This window comes from Tenacibaculum amylolyticum (assembly GCF_964511145.1).
GTDB lineage: Bacteria > Bacteroidota > Bacteroidia > Flavobacteriales > Flavobacteriaceae > Polaribacter > Polaribacter amylolyticum.
In genome coordinates, this window is record NZ_CAZEFZ010000076.1 from 79,817 (window position 1) to 97,473 (window position 17,657).

Here is a 17,657-nt window from a genome sequence, read left to right on the forward strand (position 1 = left end):
AATAAAACATAGTGGAGTGAAGTAATCATTTTTAAAGAAGAGATTACTTCATTCCTCGTGATAACGTAAAGAAAAAGTGTTATTTATCAATACACTATCTATTTCACTCAAGATAATATTAAAATATCTTACATTTTTTCCCATTTCTTATCATCTACTTTTTTATAAGTTGCTCGTTTCTCATGACCTTCGTATATTTCTACAGTACTATCCGTCTTAACAATCCCTAGTTTTTCTTCAGCTGTTGTTTCATCTACCACATAAGCATCAGTCGCACTTTCAATACCATCTAGATATAAAGATGATGTTCGTTTCATCGTTTGATTTAAAAACGTCATGCTAACAATTTGACTAGAACTTGCTGTTTGTGGAAATGCAAAAGCTTCACTTGCTTTTTCTTTATGAAGTTTACCACCTGTTTTTACGTAATTCGCAAAAATTTCAGAGAACTCGGTGATACTTTCATAATTATTAAGCCCTGTTTTTCTAGCATAGTCTATAATATTAGCTGCTTCTGATTCTTTGGATATTTGTATAGATTTTATAAGATCATTATCTTTTTTACCCACAATACAATGTTTATAATATAGTCTCCAAATATGATTTGAGGCCAACTTTTGTATATGCTTAAAATCTTTATATATCTTATGCTCTTGCATGAAAAGTATAAATGGGGCGAATAATTCAACTTCTTCAGCAGGTACAGAATAAGAAGTAGCATATTCTTTATTACCACTTCCGAATACATCTAAAAATGATAGAAAATCACTAGCATAAGGTTCTCTCATATGATACATACCTATAGCGTCCCTACTACTAGAAATGACTTTAATATCTTTCTGTCTTCCCCATTCTAAAAGTGCTCGTTGCTTTTGCTTATCATTCAGATTTAATTGATTCATGTGTTTATTAAAAATAGGATCTTCTAAAATAGGGTAATCTTCAACTTTTACAGAATCATCCATACTACAAGTGGCATTATCGCTTTCAGAAGCACTAAGACCAAATCCCATATATGCCATTTCATTTTCTTTAGCTATTTGCCTAACTCTTTCATCTGGAGCAGATGGGCTAACCCTGTTCTGAATAGATGAAATTGTCATTTCTTTTTCTTTTGCTATCTGTAACAAATTGGTAAAATTATCATCAAAATCAACATCATCAATTTGCTTCACATTACTTAAACCTATTTTAGCTCCAAATATTTGACCCATACGTTTTAAATCTAAAAAACTTTCTTCTATCTCAGCCTTCTTATCAGGTATTTCATGCAACATAATAGTATGAATATAAACGCCTTTTATTTTTCTTAGAGCTATAATGTCCATGAAAGCTTGTCTATATTCATTAAACTTATATTTATAGTTTATCCTTACAATACCGTTATTAATTTTCAAATCTTTAAATAAATCGGCAGTTTTTCCTTTCTGATAATGAACAGCAGCATCAAAATCTCTAAAACCTTGTTGATATGCTAATTCAACATTTTCAGCTCCTTTAGCTCCATGAGCTTTATCCAAACCATAAATAGTACTTCTTAGAGGTAATTTTTTTTGAACATCTTCTGGTAAAATATTTTCTTTTTGCCTATCTAATAAGTTTAGAATATAAATACGTTCCTTCTCAGGAATAGCATCATCTAATTTAATTTGACTGTAAAGAGTATTAATTTGTTTAGGATTTTGAATAATCCATTGTATGATTTCTTGAGGTTTTTTAGAATCAAAAACTTCAGTCTTTAGCGCATCATCATTAGCTTCCTCTGATGATTCTTCCTTATGAATGAATTTAATCTCTACTCTTTGTACTGGTGTAGAATAAGTATTAACTTCTTTTAATTGAGAGGCTTCCATTACATTATCATTTACTTGCATAGCCTTAGCCCCCATAATATCTGCCTCTCTTTCAAGACCAGCATCATCGTTTACAGGCGTTTTTCCTTTTAACTGCTTGGTGGCTTTTACACGTCCTTGTTTTTGCTGTACTACGTGCCAAGCTTCGTGTGCTAAATGCTGTTCTTGTCCTGGAGCAATATGAATGTTATTACCTTGTGCAAAGGCATGTGCTTGTAATTGTGCTGGAGCAGAAGAGTTATAATGTACACGTGTATCACTCATATCCATACCAGATAAACTCTCAATACCCGATTTTAATTGATCTGGTAATCCGGTTTTATTTTCCATGCGTTGTACTGGAGCATTAGAAATAGCAGCTCCTTTTTCTTTTTGCTGTACAACTTTGGGACTATTATCCACAAATTGTTGTGTATTTGCTTGTTTTAATTGAGCAGTACGATTGTCTTTTAATTGAGCTGTTTGAATACTTCTTGTATTATCATCAGTATTCAAATGCATCTTAAATTCTGATTTCGGGGTGTAAGAATTCATTCGCAGATGATAAAAAAATTAACACATAAATATAATATAAAATGAAAAACCTTATGTAAAATTAAAAATTCACTTTATGGTACATTAGACCTATATTCTTTAAAAAGGTTTAATTGATCGCATCTCAAATATGATTATGTATTATATTTTAAATGAATTCCATCAAAAAGTGTAAACGTCCTAGGTAATGTTATCTAAATCACCAAAGTGATTCTCAAAATACATTTGCAATTCATCTACCTTATTTTTCAAATTTGTAATGCTTGTTTTTTTATCTCTTGCATATTTTTTTCTTAGTCCGTTAACATCACTAGCTATATGAGAATCACAGGCAGCTTTTAAAGCTGTTACATTTTCATCAAAATTTTTATTTGATTGATATGCATTACTTAAATAGTTTTTTGATCTTGCTATAGTAACTAGATAATTTTGATGCCTCCTTAAATTAGTATTCATTAACAACCCAAACTGTTGTTGGAAAGTTGTTAATACTGCATCTCTTCCAGAATTCAATATATCAAAAACTGCCATATAGCTTCGCTCTTTGAAATTTTCAAACCCATTGTCTTTAATTTTATGAAAATTCCCTGGAATATTTTCTATTGCTGCTCTAGCTGCAACAAATAATTCTCCTTTGATACTATTATAATGAGCTCTTTCATCTTGTTGCCTTGTAGATACTTTATACCCTCTAGCACCTCCGTCTAGTAGTGCTTTATTAAATGAACGAACAGTTTTATCTATATTATCCATTTCCAGTTCTTTGGTTGTTGTTACTTTAAAACCGTCGTTATCATCTCCTTTCATATCTGCCAATTCTCTTTTTGTATCTGGGAAAAAATCATATCTGCTTACAGTATAATTCTCAAAAGATGCTGTTTCAGTTTCCTCTCCTCCATGTAAAAAGAATTCCCATGCATTATCAAATGTTTGAAAACCTCCTGCAAAACCTTCAATACTTACAAAATCACTTCCATCTGCAAGTAATTTTGTTGAGTAATGGTGATGCTCTTTACTTTGATTTTTCAATTGAAATAACATAGAAAAAGAACCTTGAAGTTCACTTCCGTGTGTTTTTCCCATCGTAGTAGATGCAGCATAATCACAACCTCTAACCAACATCATTTCTTTATCTCTTACAGCTTTCATTTGTTCATTAAAATGGCCAATCATAAATTGTCTTTTCGAACCATCATTTGGTAAATCAGTAAGGAGAGCAGTGATTTCATCAATGTTATTCTTAACAATTTCCATAAGAACTTTATTTGAATCTCCTGGAATAAGCTCTCTAAACCTAACTAACTCTTCATTAATGTCACTTTTCTTAGTTTTAGTTTTAGAAGCCATTATTGCATTAATTGCTTCATTATATTCTCCAGATCCTCTTACACCATCTTCTCCATTTGTATGTAATTCATAACGTTGCATATAATCATTAACTGATTCTTCATTAACATACTCAACAATTCGAAAAAACAAAGGAATATAACCTGCTTTTAAATCGTCTATGTCATGATCTTGATAATCCATTTGTACAATACTCTTTCTTGTTGCTTCTGCTAACATTCTTAGTTTATACATTTTTTTAGCTGTACCTACATTAGTAGTGTATTTTGTAACGACTTCATCATCACTAGTTTCAGAATCTTCTGGAAGTCTTATATTATCTATATTTCCTTTCTTTATTCCTTTAAACAATCGATTTTCAGTTGTTTCAGCATCGTCTGGTGCGCTGTCTTCTACTTTTTTCTTATCATCTAAATTAAAACTCGGGCTAACTTTATAGTACCCTACATTGCTATCTGCAAATTTGAAATTCTTCGGTTCTTCAGATGCTACGAATTTTATAAAACCTTCTGAAACCCTCTCATTTAATCCATTTAAAACCTGAGGATTTTTAACATATAGTTCATGATTTGGATACCCTAAGCCTATAACAAATTTTTCTGTCCCTGAAACATTATATATACTCTCACTATTCTTGTCTTTCTTCGCTGTGTATCTTTGTACTGGTCCTTTCGTAGTTGTAGAAACCGGAGTCGATTTCAATGTTTTTTCTTCAGTAGCTGATTTTAACTGCATAGCTTTAGCTCCCATAATATCCGCTTCTCGCTCTAAACCAGCATCATCATTTAATGGAGTTTTTCCCTTTAACTGTTTGGTAGCTTTTACACGTCCTTGTTTTTGCTGTACTACGTGCCATGCTTCATGTGGTAAATGTTGTTCTTGTCCTGGAGCTATATGAATATTATTTCCTTGAGCAAAAGCATGAGCTTGTAATTGTGCAGGCGCCGATGAATTGTAATGCACACGTGTATCACTCATATCTAACCCAGATAAACTTTCTATTCCCGACTTCAATTGATCTGGCAATCCTGTTTTATTCTCCATACGTTGTATAGGAATATTAGAAATAGCAGTTGCTTTTTTCTTTTGTTGAGCTACCTTTTTACTACTATCTAATTTTTCTTGTATGTTTTCCTGTTTTAATGAAGTAGTACGGTTGTCTTTTAATTGTGCTGTTTGCGTTCCTTTTTGTTCAGAAGTAGTATTAACTTCTTTATTTGAAGTTTCTTGTTGGTATATACTCATAATGGGAGACTCATATTTCATTATAAAGGTAATAGAAAATCCTGTACAAACTTCTAAAATGGAAAATAACTAAAATAAAAACAAGGGTAAATGGACATGTGCCTGTACAATTAATAGACGGATTTATTATTGTCAAAGATTTTATAGCGTATGAGATATATAATTACCCTAATAACATTTTTCCTTTTTAGTGCTATATATGGGCAACAAGCTTATTTAGTCAAGGATATAAATACAGAATCTCGCAATGGTTCAGATGTAGAAAATTTAATTGAATTCAAAGGAAAACTCATTTTTAGTGCTGACAATGAAGAATATGGAGACGAACTATGGATTTCAGATGGAACACCAGAAGGCACAGAATTATTAGCTGATATAGAAGCAGGTAGACTTAGTTCTAGTCCACGTTATTTAACCATCTTAGGAGATAAGTTATACTTTAGAGCTGATGACAATGCAACTGGTCAAGAATTATGGTCCACAGATGGAACACCAGAAGGTACAGAACGTATTACTGATATTAATCCTGGTTCTAATAATTCTGGTATTAATAACATTACCGTTTTTAACGGAAAATTGTATTTTCAAGCAGATGATGGTATTCATGGGAGAGAACTATGGGTAAGTGATGGTACCAAAACTGGAACTCAAATGCTAAAAGATATTAATGTGGGTGATATGTATACCAGTTCTTCCCCTAATTACTTTACAGCATACAATGGAAAACTTTACTTTTCTGCTAGTCAAGGAACATTAGGTAGAGAATTATGGGTTACTGACGGTACTGAAGTTGGAACTCAATTAGTGAAAGATATTGAACCAACCATGTATTATTCTGGCGAACCAAGCCATTTAACTGTCTACAATGGAAAACTTTATTTTGCAGCTAATGGTGGAAGTTATAACTATGAATTATGGGAAAGTGATGGTACTGAAGCTGGAACAAAGTTAGCCGTTGAAATTAATCCAACAGGAAGCTCACAGGTATCAGGGCTAACTGTTTTTAACAACAAGCTTTACTTTCAGGCCGATAATGGACTTATAGGAAGAGAACTTTTTGAATCGGACGGAACTTCTGCTGGAACTAAACTAGTAAAAGATTTTAACCCCAATGGGAATTCTTTTTTCAATGAGTTTACCATTTATGAGGGTAAATTATATTTTTCTGCCTACACAAATACTGAAGGAGATGAGTTATGGGTAACCGATGGTACCGAAGCTGGAACTCAATTGATAAAGGACATTTATGTAGGAACAAATGGTTCTTCTCCTAGAAATATAACAGTATTTAATAATAAACTGTTCTTTGGAGCTTCGGATGAAAATACTGGAAGTCAATTATGGACTAGTGATGGTACTGAGGCAGGAACTCTACAATTCTTTAGATTTAGTGAAGGTAGTACAGCATCCAATGCCCGATACTTTACCGATTATAACAATGAAGTATATTTTCGAGCTAGAACAAGTGATCATGGTTTTGAACTATGGAAAAGTGATGGTACAGCAACTGGAACTAAAATGGTAAAAGATATTACCCCAGGTAAAAGCGGTGGTGTAGGTGAAATGCTAGGCATACTGAATGAAAAACTTTATTTTGAAGCAAGTGATGGAATTACAGGAAGAGAACTTTGGGTAACAGATGGTACTGAAGTGGGAACCAAACTAGTAAAAGATATAAGTTTGGGGACTACAAGTTCTTATCCAGATGACGGAGCAGTTTTAAATAACAAACTATATTTCAGAGCTTATGATTCTACTAATGGAGATGAACTTTGGGTGACAGATGGTACTGAAGCCGGGACACGATTACTGAAAGATATTAATCCTGGAACTAATAGTAGTAGCCCCTCAGAATTAATAACTTTTAATAATAAAATATATTTCAGAGCTAATGATGGTGTAAATGGTAGTGAATTATGGGAAAGTGATGGTACCGAAGCAGGGACAAGATTAATCAAGAACATTGCTTCTGGTAATGTTAATTCCAGTCCAAAATATTTTGCGATACATGATCATAAATTATACTTTCAGGCCTATGATGGAATCCATGGAGGTGAATTATGGGTAACAGATGGTACTGAAGTAGGTACTAAAATGGTAAAAGACATTAATCCTTCAACCTTTTGGTCATCTCCAAGATGGATGGTTAGTTATAATAACAAACTATATTTCCGTGCAGATGATGGAATTCATGGAGGTGAATTATGGGAAAGTGATGGTACTGAAGCAGGTACTAAAATAGCCATTGATATATATGAAGGAAATAATAGCTCTGGAACTAGAGAATTAACAGTTCTTCAAAACCGTATTTATTTTAGAGCTAGTGATGGTATTTGGGGAGATGAGTTATGGGTTACCGATGGTACGATAGAAGGAACAAGATTAGCAGCCGATATACGTCCTGGTTCAAGTGGTTCTTCTATAGATGACATGGTAGTTTCTAATGGTAAACTATTTTTTAATGCAGATGATGGTAAGTTTGGGGAAGAAATATGGGCCTATGAACCTTTTGATTGTAATGTAATTACTTCAAATATTCTTTATGTAAGCACTACAGGAGATGCAACAAATTATGGGAACTCTTGGAGTTCAGCTACTTCATTACAACATGCTTTGCAATTAGCTACTGAATGTTCTAGTATTGAAGAAATATGGGTGCAACAAGGAACTTACAAGGCAGGAAATAATAGAAATGATACTTTTTATATTCCAGATAATCTTAAAATTTATGGAGGTTTTACAGGAACAGAAACTACTCTTTCAGAAAGAGATTGGACAAATAACCAAACTATTTTAAGTGGTGATATTGGTATTCCTAATAATACACTGGGTAATTCCAACACATTGTTATACTTGTTAAATACTGATAATACAATTATCAACGGATTTATTATTGAAGATGGATATGCTGAATATAATTCAAATAATAACTTTTTAAACGATACAAACGGTGGAGGAATTTTTCTAAAAAACGCAAATAACAACCGTTTCATTAACTGTATCATTAGAAGCAATTTAGCTCAAAATGGAGGTGCTATATATCAAATATCAGGATCTAATAATGATTTCATTAATTGTTTATTCTATGGGAATGAAGGAAAAACAACCAATGTTATTTATTCCCTAGAAGGAACTATGAATTTTATAAATTGTACGATAGCAGATAATAGCGTTGTAGATGCTTCTTATGGTATTTTTGGTAATAATGCTGGAAATATAACCCTAGAAAACACAGTAGTTGCTGGACCTCATACTTTAAATCATACTACTAGTACAGGTACATTAACAGCTACCTATAGCTATTTGAAAGGAGAGCAACTTGCTGGAATAGGTAATATTGATGGAACAACAATTACTGATGTACTATTTAAAGATCCTTTAAATAGTAATTTTTCTTTACAAGGCAGTTCTCCTTTAATAGATGCGGGGAATAATGTTTCAAATGTTGAGACAAAAGCTTTAGGAGGTAAAAAACGTATTATTGATGGTAATAATGATACAACTGCTACTATAGATATTGGTGCTTTTGAATTTGGAAGAGCTGAGCAAACGATAACTTTTAATGCATTAACAGATGTTACCTACGGAGATGCTGATTTCAACTTAAATGCAATTGCAGATTCAGGACTAGAAATTACTTATACGAGTTCAGATACTTCTGTAGCAACTATTATTGGAAATATTGTAACTATAGTTGGTGCAGGAACTACAACTATTACGGCTAGTCAAGCAGGAAATACCGACTTTAAACCTGCTACAAATGTGCAACAAAATTTAACGGTAAATGGTAAAAAAATTACAATTACTGCAACTGCTGGGCAATCTAAAGTATTTGGAAACACGGAGCCCGTATTGGCATATACCATTACTTCAGGAAACTTAATAGCTATTGATGTACTTACTGGAAACCTAACACGTGAAACTGGTGAAGATGTTGGTTTATACGCTATTCTACAAGGTACACTAAACAACCCTAATTATGATATTACATTTGTTAGTAACAACTTTGAAATCACCAAAGCAAATCAAGTTATTACTTTCAATTCATTGAACAATGTTACTTATGGTGATCCTGATTTCAATATAAACGCTACTGCAGATTCTAGTTTAGCAGTTTCTTATACGAGTTCGGATACTTCTGTAGCAACGGTTTCTGGAAATACAATTTCTATTGTAGGAGTAGGAACAACAACGATTACTGCAAGTCAATCTGGAGATACTAATTATAACGCTGCTGCTAATGTTTTACAAACCTTAACGGTAACTCCTAGAGCTATTACAGTTACTGCCGATGCAGGTCTTACAAAAATGTTTGGTGATACCGAACCTATATTAACATATACAATTACCAGTGGTAATTTGGTTGGTAGTGATACGCTATCTGGTAGCTTAACTCGTGAAACTGGAGAAAACATAGGTTTTTATGCTATTCAACAAGGAACCTTAGCAAATACTAATTATGCTATTACATTTATCTCTAACGACTTTGAAATTACAAAAGCGAATCAGACTGTTACTTTTAATTCGTTGTCTAGCGTAACTTATGGCGATCCAGATTTTAGCTTAAATGGAACAAGTTCTTCAGGATTACCTGTAGCTTATACAAGTTCAAACAATTCTGTTGCTATTATTAATGGAAGTAATGTAACTATTGTAGGTGCTGGTACTACTGTAATTTCTGCGAGTCAAACAGGAAATACTAATTTTAATCCTGCAGCGGGTGTTTTACAAACACTTATAGTTACTCCAAAAGGAATTACAATTACTGCAGATCGAAATCAAAGAAAACCATTTGGAAGTTTAGATCCAACATTAACCTATGCTATTACAAATGGAAACCTAATCAATAATGATACTTTATCTGGTAACTTAACTAGAGCATCTGGAGAAACTATTGGCACCTATCCTATTCTTTTAGGTACTCTTGGAAATCCTAATTATGCTATTGATTTTATTACAGACAACTTTGAAATTACAAAAGCTAATCAAACAATTACATTTGATACACTTACAACTGTAAATTATGGTGATTCTGATTTTGAGTTAACAGCATTTGCTTCTTCAGGACTTAATGTAACATTCCAAAGTTCTGATATTAATGTAGCGACTATTTCAGGTAATACTGTTTCTATTGTAGGTACTGGTACGATTACAATTTTTGCATATCAAGATGGAAATAACACATTTTATGCAGCAGCTCCTGTTATGCAAACCTTAGTCGTTTTACCTAAAGAGTCGTTGACTCCAAATGAAGAAAAAGCAACGATAAAAGTTTTTCCAAATCCAACAATACAACACATTCAAATTTCTGATTTACCATTGGATGTTCGAGTACGTGTGTACAATTTGAATGGAACTTTACTTAAACAAGTAATAGATTATAAAAAAGATGACTTAATAGATGTCTCTCAATTACCTATTGGGATGTATCTCTTGGAAATTACATCTCCAAATCTTACTAGTAAAAGAGTATTTAAAAAATTTATAAAAAGTTAAACGTTAAGTTCTAGTTTTATAGAACTTCATTTAAGAGGGGAAAGAAAAACACCACTGCTACTGTGGTGTTTTCTGTTTTTAATAAAATAGTTTATGATTATCCCTAATACATAATAAGTAACAAACATCAACCTGAACTTGTTTCAGGTTCTCATTCCAAATCATTGTTTAATAATAGCATGATGAGATTCCGAAATAAATTCGGAATGACACTAAAAACGTAATTATGACTCGATACGGATATTCAAAAAATAGTTTTAATGGATAAAAAACTAGTATCCTAAAGTAAGTCTTTGCGAATTATTTCCATACCAACCTGCTTCGTGTTGTGTAAATCCTAATCTTGCTCTGTATACATACAATGCAGGAGGACCAACACAAAACTCATATACTTTGTTTATGGCATACGTGCGTCTATTAATATCATCTCTCATAGTATTTCCTCCTAATGGCACATTTGTAGACCAAAAATGAAATCTTTGATAGGCTACCGAAAATCTTAATCTATTACTGGTAATTACATTCACCCAACTGTTCCAGAACCAAACTCTTCTAAATTGTTCTGTTTTTGTTATTGCACCTATAGAGCTGTAAAAAAACCAATAGTCATCAAATTGTCTAGCTTTTACTCTTACACTAGTATCATTAAAAAATGAACCGTATTCTGTTCTTTGTTGTACATTATGTATAGATTCTCTAGAATTACCGTGCTTATACACTTGTAAGTCTTCGTTATACTCTAGTAATTTTCTGTCTTTGGTTTTTATTTTTCCTTCTTTAAATTCAGCTAAAAATTTTTGAAGTATTTCTCTATTGTTTCTTTTTAAAATGTAAACAAAATTCTCATCTATTTTGTAGGTAGTTTCATTCACTACAATTTCTCCTTCAGCATTCAAAAGGTATAATAAAACTTGATCATCTGAATTAACTTTGGCTATATTTTCTTTTTTTAAGCCATATTTCTGAGCTTCATCTGATTCAAAGTTATACGCCAACAATAAAGATATTCTTCCTGTTTCTTTTAAATTCATTATCGACTCCTCCATTAAATCTTTATCTTTTTCTATAAACTGGTGTATTGTATTTTCTAGCTCATCAAAGTTTCTAAAATTCAATACATTTCTATTTTCCAATTTAGATTCTCTTACTTCAACAGCTCCTTCATTTTCTGAATTGGCAATTACTTCCTCTTCTTTACATCCTATTAAACAAGTTAATAGCAATGCGATTAAAAATATTTTTTTCATTTCTATGCTTTTTAATTGTATACCTACTCATACGCTTTTCGGTTGTCGCGATCACAGTTGTGATATAGAATAAAAAAAGACTGATATAAATTTGTTACACCAGCCTTTTCACCTGTAATAATCCCTGTAAAAAATCCCTTAATTGTTATTAGTAAAAATTAGTTGTTCTGAAATACGAAGATTGTACATAATCAAAAGTAGTGTATTCAAAACCTCCAGTTCCTCCCAATGAAACTGTATGAACTACAGCATCGGCAATCGCTAACTCAGCCAGTCTATTAAAAAACTTATAATCAAAAATTTGTTTTCTTGAACTATTGTTATTTAATCTAGACGACCAAAAATTGAAAGAGTGTTTTACAACAGATAAAAAGTTATAATATGCTTGTTGCTGTGCTTTCGTTAATTTTGATACGTTCTCTAAACGTGTTTTTAAAAATGTATTCAAAGAATAATCGTATTTCTCGATAGCTTTAAAATCTTCTATATCTTTTTTAACGATTGTGTATACCTGCTTTTCTGTCCAGTTTTTATAGAATAACTCATCTAACATTTCCGAAGCATTTTGATACTTAGAAAAAATGTACATATCTCCTACATCTCTTCTGTTATATTTTTCTTGTAAGAACTCAGCGGTATGTTTCCTAATATTATCTGGATTCACATTTTTAGGAAAGCTATTTAATAAGTTTTCTAAGTTTTTATTGTGTAAAATTCCTGTTTTATTAAACCATTCTGAGTGTAATACATCGTCTTCATATCCTCTATCTGAAACTGTTTTTTCAAATGATTCTCCTTTTTCAAAATCTACTATTTCTCCATCATTTTGCGAGCAAGAGAAACAACATATTAAAATTAGTATTAATACTATATTCTTTATTTTCATCATGATATATATTGTTTACAATAACAGTGTCGTTTTATAACAACACTGTTATGAATCTGTTTAGTTATAAATTGAATTCCAATATTGGAAACCGTATCTGGCAGTTGCCATTACTCCTAAAATTTGCTTTTTCTCTACTTCGTTCATTCTACTATAAGAAATTGTTTTTTCTACTTCTAATGAATATGAAACAAATCTTTTAATATCATAAGTATTCTCTACTACTTTAAAATATGAGCTTAGAACTTTATAAACATTTTCCTTAACTCTACCTTGTCTGTTTTGGAATTCTAAACTTCCTAAAAGCCCGTATTTGTTAAACAATTCTTTATCATATGCTAATCTTTCATTAGCGTCTTCTAAAGAAAAAGTTTCAAAATCTCTCTCAGACGCTACCCTATTTTCTATTAAAAATTGCGTAGTTGCTCTATAATATTTTGAATTATCAAAAGCTCCATCTGTAGCATAGTTAGTACCTTCTTTTATTACATTTTCAATGGTTCTATAGTGCCATTCTCCGTAATTATCATATGCATTTACTTCATTAGAGTTTATATCATTTATATTACCTCCATCATTACTCGTGCTTGCCATAATTGGATTTAATTCAAGATGTTTTTCAGCTGATGCTGCTGAAGCTGCACCTATAACTTCTCCAAACTTATCTCCATTAGATATTGCTGTAAAAAATGCTCCTATATCTGCCGCAGCAACTTGTAACCATTTTGGTGGTTTGGCTTGTAAATTTTGGTTTTCGTTTATATAGTTTGAAGACAATTCCGCTACTTTAGAAATAGCATCTATATCTGGTGCTGTAGTAGTATTTATGTTTTCTTCATTCTTAGAGCAAGAAGCTGCCAAAATCATTGCAAAAATTGCGAATCCTTTTATTAATTTACTTTTCATTTTTAAGTTTTTAATGGTTGTACCTACTCATACGCTTTTCGGTTATCGCGATCACATTTTGTGATAGTTTCAAGGATGATCAATCCTATTGCAATTGCCTATTTGACCTTATGATACTACTGATATAAAAAGGTTACCCTTATTTTTTAATAATTTTAAAAATGATGTAAATGTGTTCTTCTTATAAAAAGTAAACCCAAAGACATTTCATCTTTGGGTTTATACTTTATTTAATACTATTTTTAGTTGTAAACACTAGTAGTTTAAGGTTAATGAAACAGTATTTACAGGAGTTGTATACCAGTGTGCCCAGTGTTTCGTTTCTCCTTCCATTGGTTCATATTTTTCTGAAGCTGGGAATCCAACATTCCAAGAATATACTGCTCGTGCTTGTAAAGAATATGGGTACTTAAAACCATTAGCTTTTCTTATTGCTGGAGGAAGTCCTTGTGTATTGAAATTTACACGATACGTAGCATTATACTCTAAGCGATTATGCGCGTAAACAGCCCCCCAAGTTGTCCACCAAAGAAATCTACTTCTTTTTTGTACTTTAGTACTAGCTCCTATTGAACTATACACATACCAATACTCATCAAATTGTCTAGCTTTCATTCTATAGTCTCCACTGAAAAACCTAAAACTTGTAACACCTCTAGAATCACTTTCAACTGTTTCTGTTTTGTTGTTATGCATGTAAACAGTTAGGTTTTTACTAAAATCGATTGTTTTTCCTCTAGATATTCTAATATTTCCACTTTTATATTTCTCTAGAAAAGAATCTATATCTTTAGCAGATCCATCTACATAGGTAAATACAAAATCTCCATCTACTCTAACAATTTTATCTCCTACACCCATTTCTCCATCTTGATTTAATAATAATAAAAACATATCATCATCTGAAGCAACGCTAGGAACCTCACGTTCATCAATTCCTAAACTTTTCATCTCTTTTTCTTTAAGATTATACACTAACAAAAGTGGGTTATACACTCTTCTCTCAGAAAAACTTCTAGCTTCTTTTAAATGATCGAAATCTGGTTTAGAACGTTCTTTAATAAAAGACTGTAAGCCTTCTATACTTCTAAAGTTTAGCATGCCTTTTCTTTCTAACGTGCTTCGTTCTTCTAGAGTTGATTGATTTTCTACATCTTGAATTAATTCTTCGTTCTTATTACATCCTATAACCATGGTTGCAATCATGATTAGAAAAAGTATTTTTTTCATAATTATTCTATTTAATTGTTTTTTAGATTTACTTCCTACTCGTACGCTTTTCGGTTATCGCGATCACAGTTTGTGATAGTTGTTTAAGGGTGATCAATCCTTAAGCAATTGCTTATTTAACCTAGAGAGTAAGTACACTAAAAAAGGTTACCATAAAAAATGAAAAAAATTATCTGGTGCGTTTAAAAAAGAATAGTAACACCATAAAAACTAAGAATATAAAAAATCCTATTATGTATATATTTTTTAGAGAACTTGTATATAAATCTACTGAACTAACATCGCCTATTACGATATAACTTCCCCAATAAAAAGGAGAAGCCTCTATACCTTGGTGGTTTTTTAAATAGTTTAATTTGGCATTTCTCAATGCTTTACTTTTAGAAACACCATTTTTAAGCTCTTTATAAAAATCGATTATAATTACTTCGTTTGCTTTATCATTTGACGCCCATAAACTAGAAACTACACTTTTAGCTCCTCCATAAAAGAACCCTCTTGCTAAACTCATAACTCCTTCTCCTAATTGTAATGCCCCTAAAGAAGTTTTACAAGCGCTCAATGTTACAATTTCATGTGCATTTTTATACCCGTAAATTTCTTGTAAAGACAATTTAGCATCGTTAAAGGCAATCCAAGACTGTTCTGTATTAGCTACCTCTGCATGTGTAGCCAAATGCAATCCTTTAAATTCTTTTCCAGTATTTAAGAAGTTCTTTTTAGTTGCTTTTTCTTTTACTAAAATTGCTCCATTAAAAATATTGTTCGTAGCATTTGCTTCAGATAAGGTATACGCTAAAGAAGGTAGTTTTAAATTTTTAAAATCGATAGGGGCAATGCTTAGCATTCCTTTTTCTGATGTTCTTTTAATTTGATTGTTATTTTTCAAATACGAAAGTGAATAGGCATAACTTAAAATAACATCTTTTAACAAATAACTATCTACTTCTTTTGAAGTAACGAGTGTTTCAAAAGAGATTGTTTGTAGTCTATAATCTGGAATAATAATAAGCTCCTTATTTTTTATTTCGTTATAAACTTCAGCAGGAATTAACATATTAAACAACTCATTTGCGACTTGTTGAAATTCCGCCTGTTGATTATTCGTTGTTATTTTTTGAGTAACTAATTTTTCAAACTTACTGAGCTGTTCTGGTAATTCATTTGCTTTTTCAATTTCAAAAAACATTGGTTTAGAACTACCAATTAATATTCCATATCCTTTGGTATCTGTTGTAATGTATTGTAAAAATAATTTGTTCTGAATTTTACTTATCTCTTTTGCTTCCTTGTATGAAATTATAGGTAGTTCTTTTTTATACTTTCTATAGTCTGGATACGCAACCATTAATGAATCTATAAAAGATGCATAAGTTCTTTTTGATAGGTAAAGAGCTCTTTTTATTTCTTCTACTTTCTCTAGTTCTTTTTTAGAAATCCCTTGTAACTTATTTTCTATAGTATTGATATTATTTTTTAACTGAAATTCTTTGTTGGCTAGATATACTGGAAGTTTACTATTTTCTATTGCTTGATTATTTGTAATATCTTCTAGCAACAAGATCGCCTTATTTTTTTCCATAAAATAGAAAGCTTCCTCTGGTTTATTTAACAGATAACATGCCTCTACTGCTCCTACATATAAATCTGCTCCTTTTTCACGCCAAAATAGTTTAGATTGTACTTCGGTACTTTCAAAACGGATAATATCTATTAACCTATCTGCTGTTTTAAAAGCTATTAGCGCATTCTCTATATGTGTTATTTTTTTATCTATTTGATAATACGCTAGTAATCCTTTAGCTTTTCGAATAATATGACTCAACAAAAAATATTTATCTCTTACCTCTTCAAGTTTTTTTTGAGGAATAGCTTCATATAGTTCTAAGTTTTCTTGTACTAATAAATTAATCGCTTTTTGATATTCTTGTAATCCTAATTCAAATTGCTTTTTTGCTATAAAAATATCTCCTCTATTTTCATAAGGAATAGAATATAATAGATTATATAAAAGTGATTTATCAAAGTACAAAAAAGCTTTTTTATAATCTTTTAACTTAGAATAACTTTGCCCTAAACTGTTATATCCTCTGGCTAAATTTATAGAGTCATATTTTGGTATTTTTTCTAATACTTTTTCAAAATAAGGAATAGCTTCTTTATAATATCCATTTTCTAATAATCTATTTCCTTCCAATTGATTCAAACTACTATAATACTTAGCTTTTTTCTTTGGTAAAAGGCTTAAAATAGAATCTGCTTTATGAACATCGTTTCTAATTTCTTCTGAAAATTTTCTACGATCCATATATGAATATACGATAGCTCTTTGCTGATACGCTTGCATCGTCTTTTTTCTTAATGAAGTTTCTTTAGAAGACCAACTAATTAAACTGTTTACATTTGTCAATGCCTTATAAAAATCTCCTATTTCCAAATAAATTTTTGAAAGCATCCTTAAAGCACTCAATGTATTTGAGTCTACTTCAGCAACTTCTTTTATTCGTTCATAACATTCTATTGCTTTAAAGTAATTTCTATTTTTATAATAAAAAGAACCAAGGTTATATAAAGTAGCTTTTAATGAACTTAATGATACATTATTATCTTGTTTTATACTTAATGCCTTTTCTGTATAAAAGATAGCTCTCTTTAAATTTTTTCTGTTATTACTTTTTTTGCCTTCTAAATAGAACCATTTTCCAAATTCTTGGTAGCAATTAGCTAAATCATCAGGGATCATTTTTTTTTGATGCTCAACTATAAACTTTCCTCCTTCTGTTTCTTTTATTCTTTTTGAAACCTTAGAACTAAGAATATTTTTTAGGCTATCTAAATACTGAGCATTACTCGGGGGTGAGATTAATAATAAGCTAGTTATTATTACTATAAAAACTCTAAACTTCATTTTTT

At 31.2% G+C, this 17,657-nt stretch carries 8 protein-coding genes; 1 reads left to right on the forward strand and 7 read right to left on the reverse strand.

The features are described 5' to 3' along the window. Nucleotides 1–128: 128 nt before the first annotated feature. A complete protein-coding gene (locus ACKTTC_RS18315) occupies nt 129–2,354 on the reverse strand; it encodes an eCIS core domain-containing protein (protein ID WP_408041312.1) in 2,226 nt (741 codons plus the stop codon). Between the two features lie 213 nt (nt 2,355–2,567). Continuing rightward, nucleotides 2,568–4,979: an eCIS core domain-containing protein gene (locus tag ACKTTC_RS18320; protein ID WP_408041313.1), complete on the reverse strand. Its 2,412-nt coding sequence runs from the start codon at nt 4,977–4,979 to the stop codon at nt 2,568–2,570. A 150-nt stretch (nt 4,980–5,129) separates the two neighbouring features. Between ACKTTC_RS18320 and ACKTTC_RS18325 the strand changes: the two genes are divergently transcribed. Further along, nucleotides 5,130–10,475 carry an ELWxxDGT repeat protein gene (locus ACKTTC_RS18325; RefSeq protein WP_408041314.1) on the forward strand — a complete coding sequence of 1,782 codons (5,346 nt, stop codon included), beginning with the start codon at nt 5,130–5,132 and terminating at the stop codon, nt 10,473–10,475. Nucleotides 10,476–10,747: 272 nt separating this feature from the next. Here the strand turns inward: ACKTTC_RS18325 and ACKTTC_RS18330 are convergent, their stop codons facing one another. From ACKTTC_RS18330 to ACKTTC_RS18350, 5 genes are all read right to left on the reverse strand, one after another. Continuing rightward, nucleotides 10,748–11,722: a hypothetical protein gene (locus ACKTTC_RS18330; RefSeq protein ID WP_408041315.1), complete on the reverse strand. Its 975-nt coding sequence runs from the start codon at nt 11,720–11,722 to the stop codon at nt 10,748–10,750. Between the two features lie 148 nt (nt 11,723–11,870). Continuing rightward, nucleotides 11,871–12,611: a hypothetical protein gene (locus ACKTTC_RS18335; protein WP_408041316.1), complete on the reverse strand. Its 741-nt coding sequence runs from the start codon at nt 12,609–12,611 to the stop codon at nt 11,871–11,873. A 57-nt stretch (nt 12,612–12,668) separates the two neighbouring features. After that, on the reverse strand, nt 12,669–13,514 hold the full coding sequence (locus ACKTTC_RS18340; RefSeq protein ID WP_408041317.1) for a hypothetical protein: 846 nt from the start codon (nt 13,512–13,514) through the stop codon (nt 12,669–12,671). 255 nt (nt 13,515–13,769) lie between these two features. Further along, on the reverse strand, nt 13,770–14,744 hold the full coding sequence (locus ACKTTC_RS18345; protein ID WP_408041318.1) for a hypothetical protein: 975 nt from the start codon (nt 14,742–14,744) through the stop codon (nt 13,770–13,772). Nucleotides 14,745–14,913: 169 nt separating this feature from the next. Next, nucleotides 14,914–17,652, reverse strand: coding sequence for a CHAT domain-containing protein (locus tag ACKTTC_RS18350; RefSeq protein WP_408041319.1), 2,739 nt, complete (start codon nt 17,650–17,652; stop codon nt 14,914–14,916). Between the last annotated feature and the right edge of the window lie 5 nt (nt 17,653–17,657).

Coding starts and splice junctions, on each gene's coding strand:
- ACKTTC_RS18325 (WP_408041314.1), top strand. CDS start 5,130: ATGAGATATATAATTACCCTAATAACATTTTTCCTTTTTAGTGCTATA.
- ACKTTC_RS18335 (WP_408041316.1), bottom strand. CDS start 12,611: ATGATGAAAATAAAGAATATAGTATTAATACTAATTTTAATATGTTGT.
- ACKTTC_RS18345 (WP_408041318.1), bottom strand. CDS start 14,744: ATGAAAAAAATACTTTTTCTAATCATGATTGCAACCATGGTTATAGGA.
- ACKTTC_RS18320 (WP_408041313.1), bottom strand. CDS start 4,979: ATGAGTATATACCAACAAGAAACTTCAAATAAAGAAGTTAATACTACT.
- ACKTTC_RS18340 (WP_408041317.1), bottom strand. CDS start 13,514: ATGAAAAGTAAATTAATAAAAGGATTCGCAATTTTTGCAATGATTTTG.
- ACKTTC_RS18330 (WP_408041315.1), bottom strand. CDS start 11,722: ATGAAAAAAATATTTTTAATCGCATTGCTATTAACTTGTTTAATAGGA.
- ACKTTC_RS18315 (WP_408041312.1), bottom strand. CDS start 2,354: ATGCATTTGAATACTGATGATAATACAAGAAGTATTCAAACAGCTCAA.
- ACKTTC_RS18350 (WP_408041319.1), bottom strand. CDS start 17,652: ATGAAGTTTAGAGTTTTTATAGTAATAATAACTAGCTTATTATTAATC.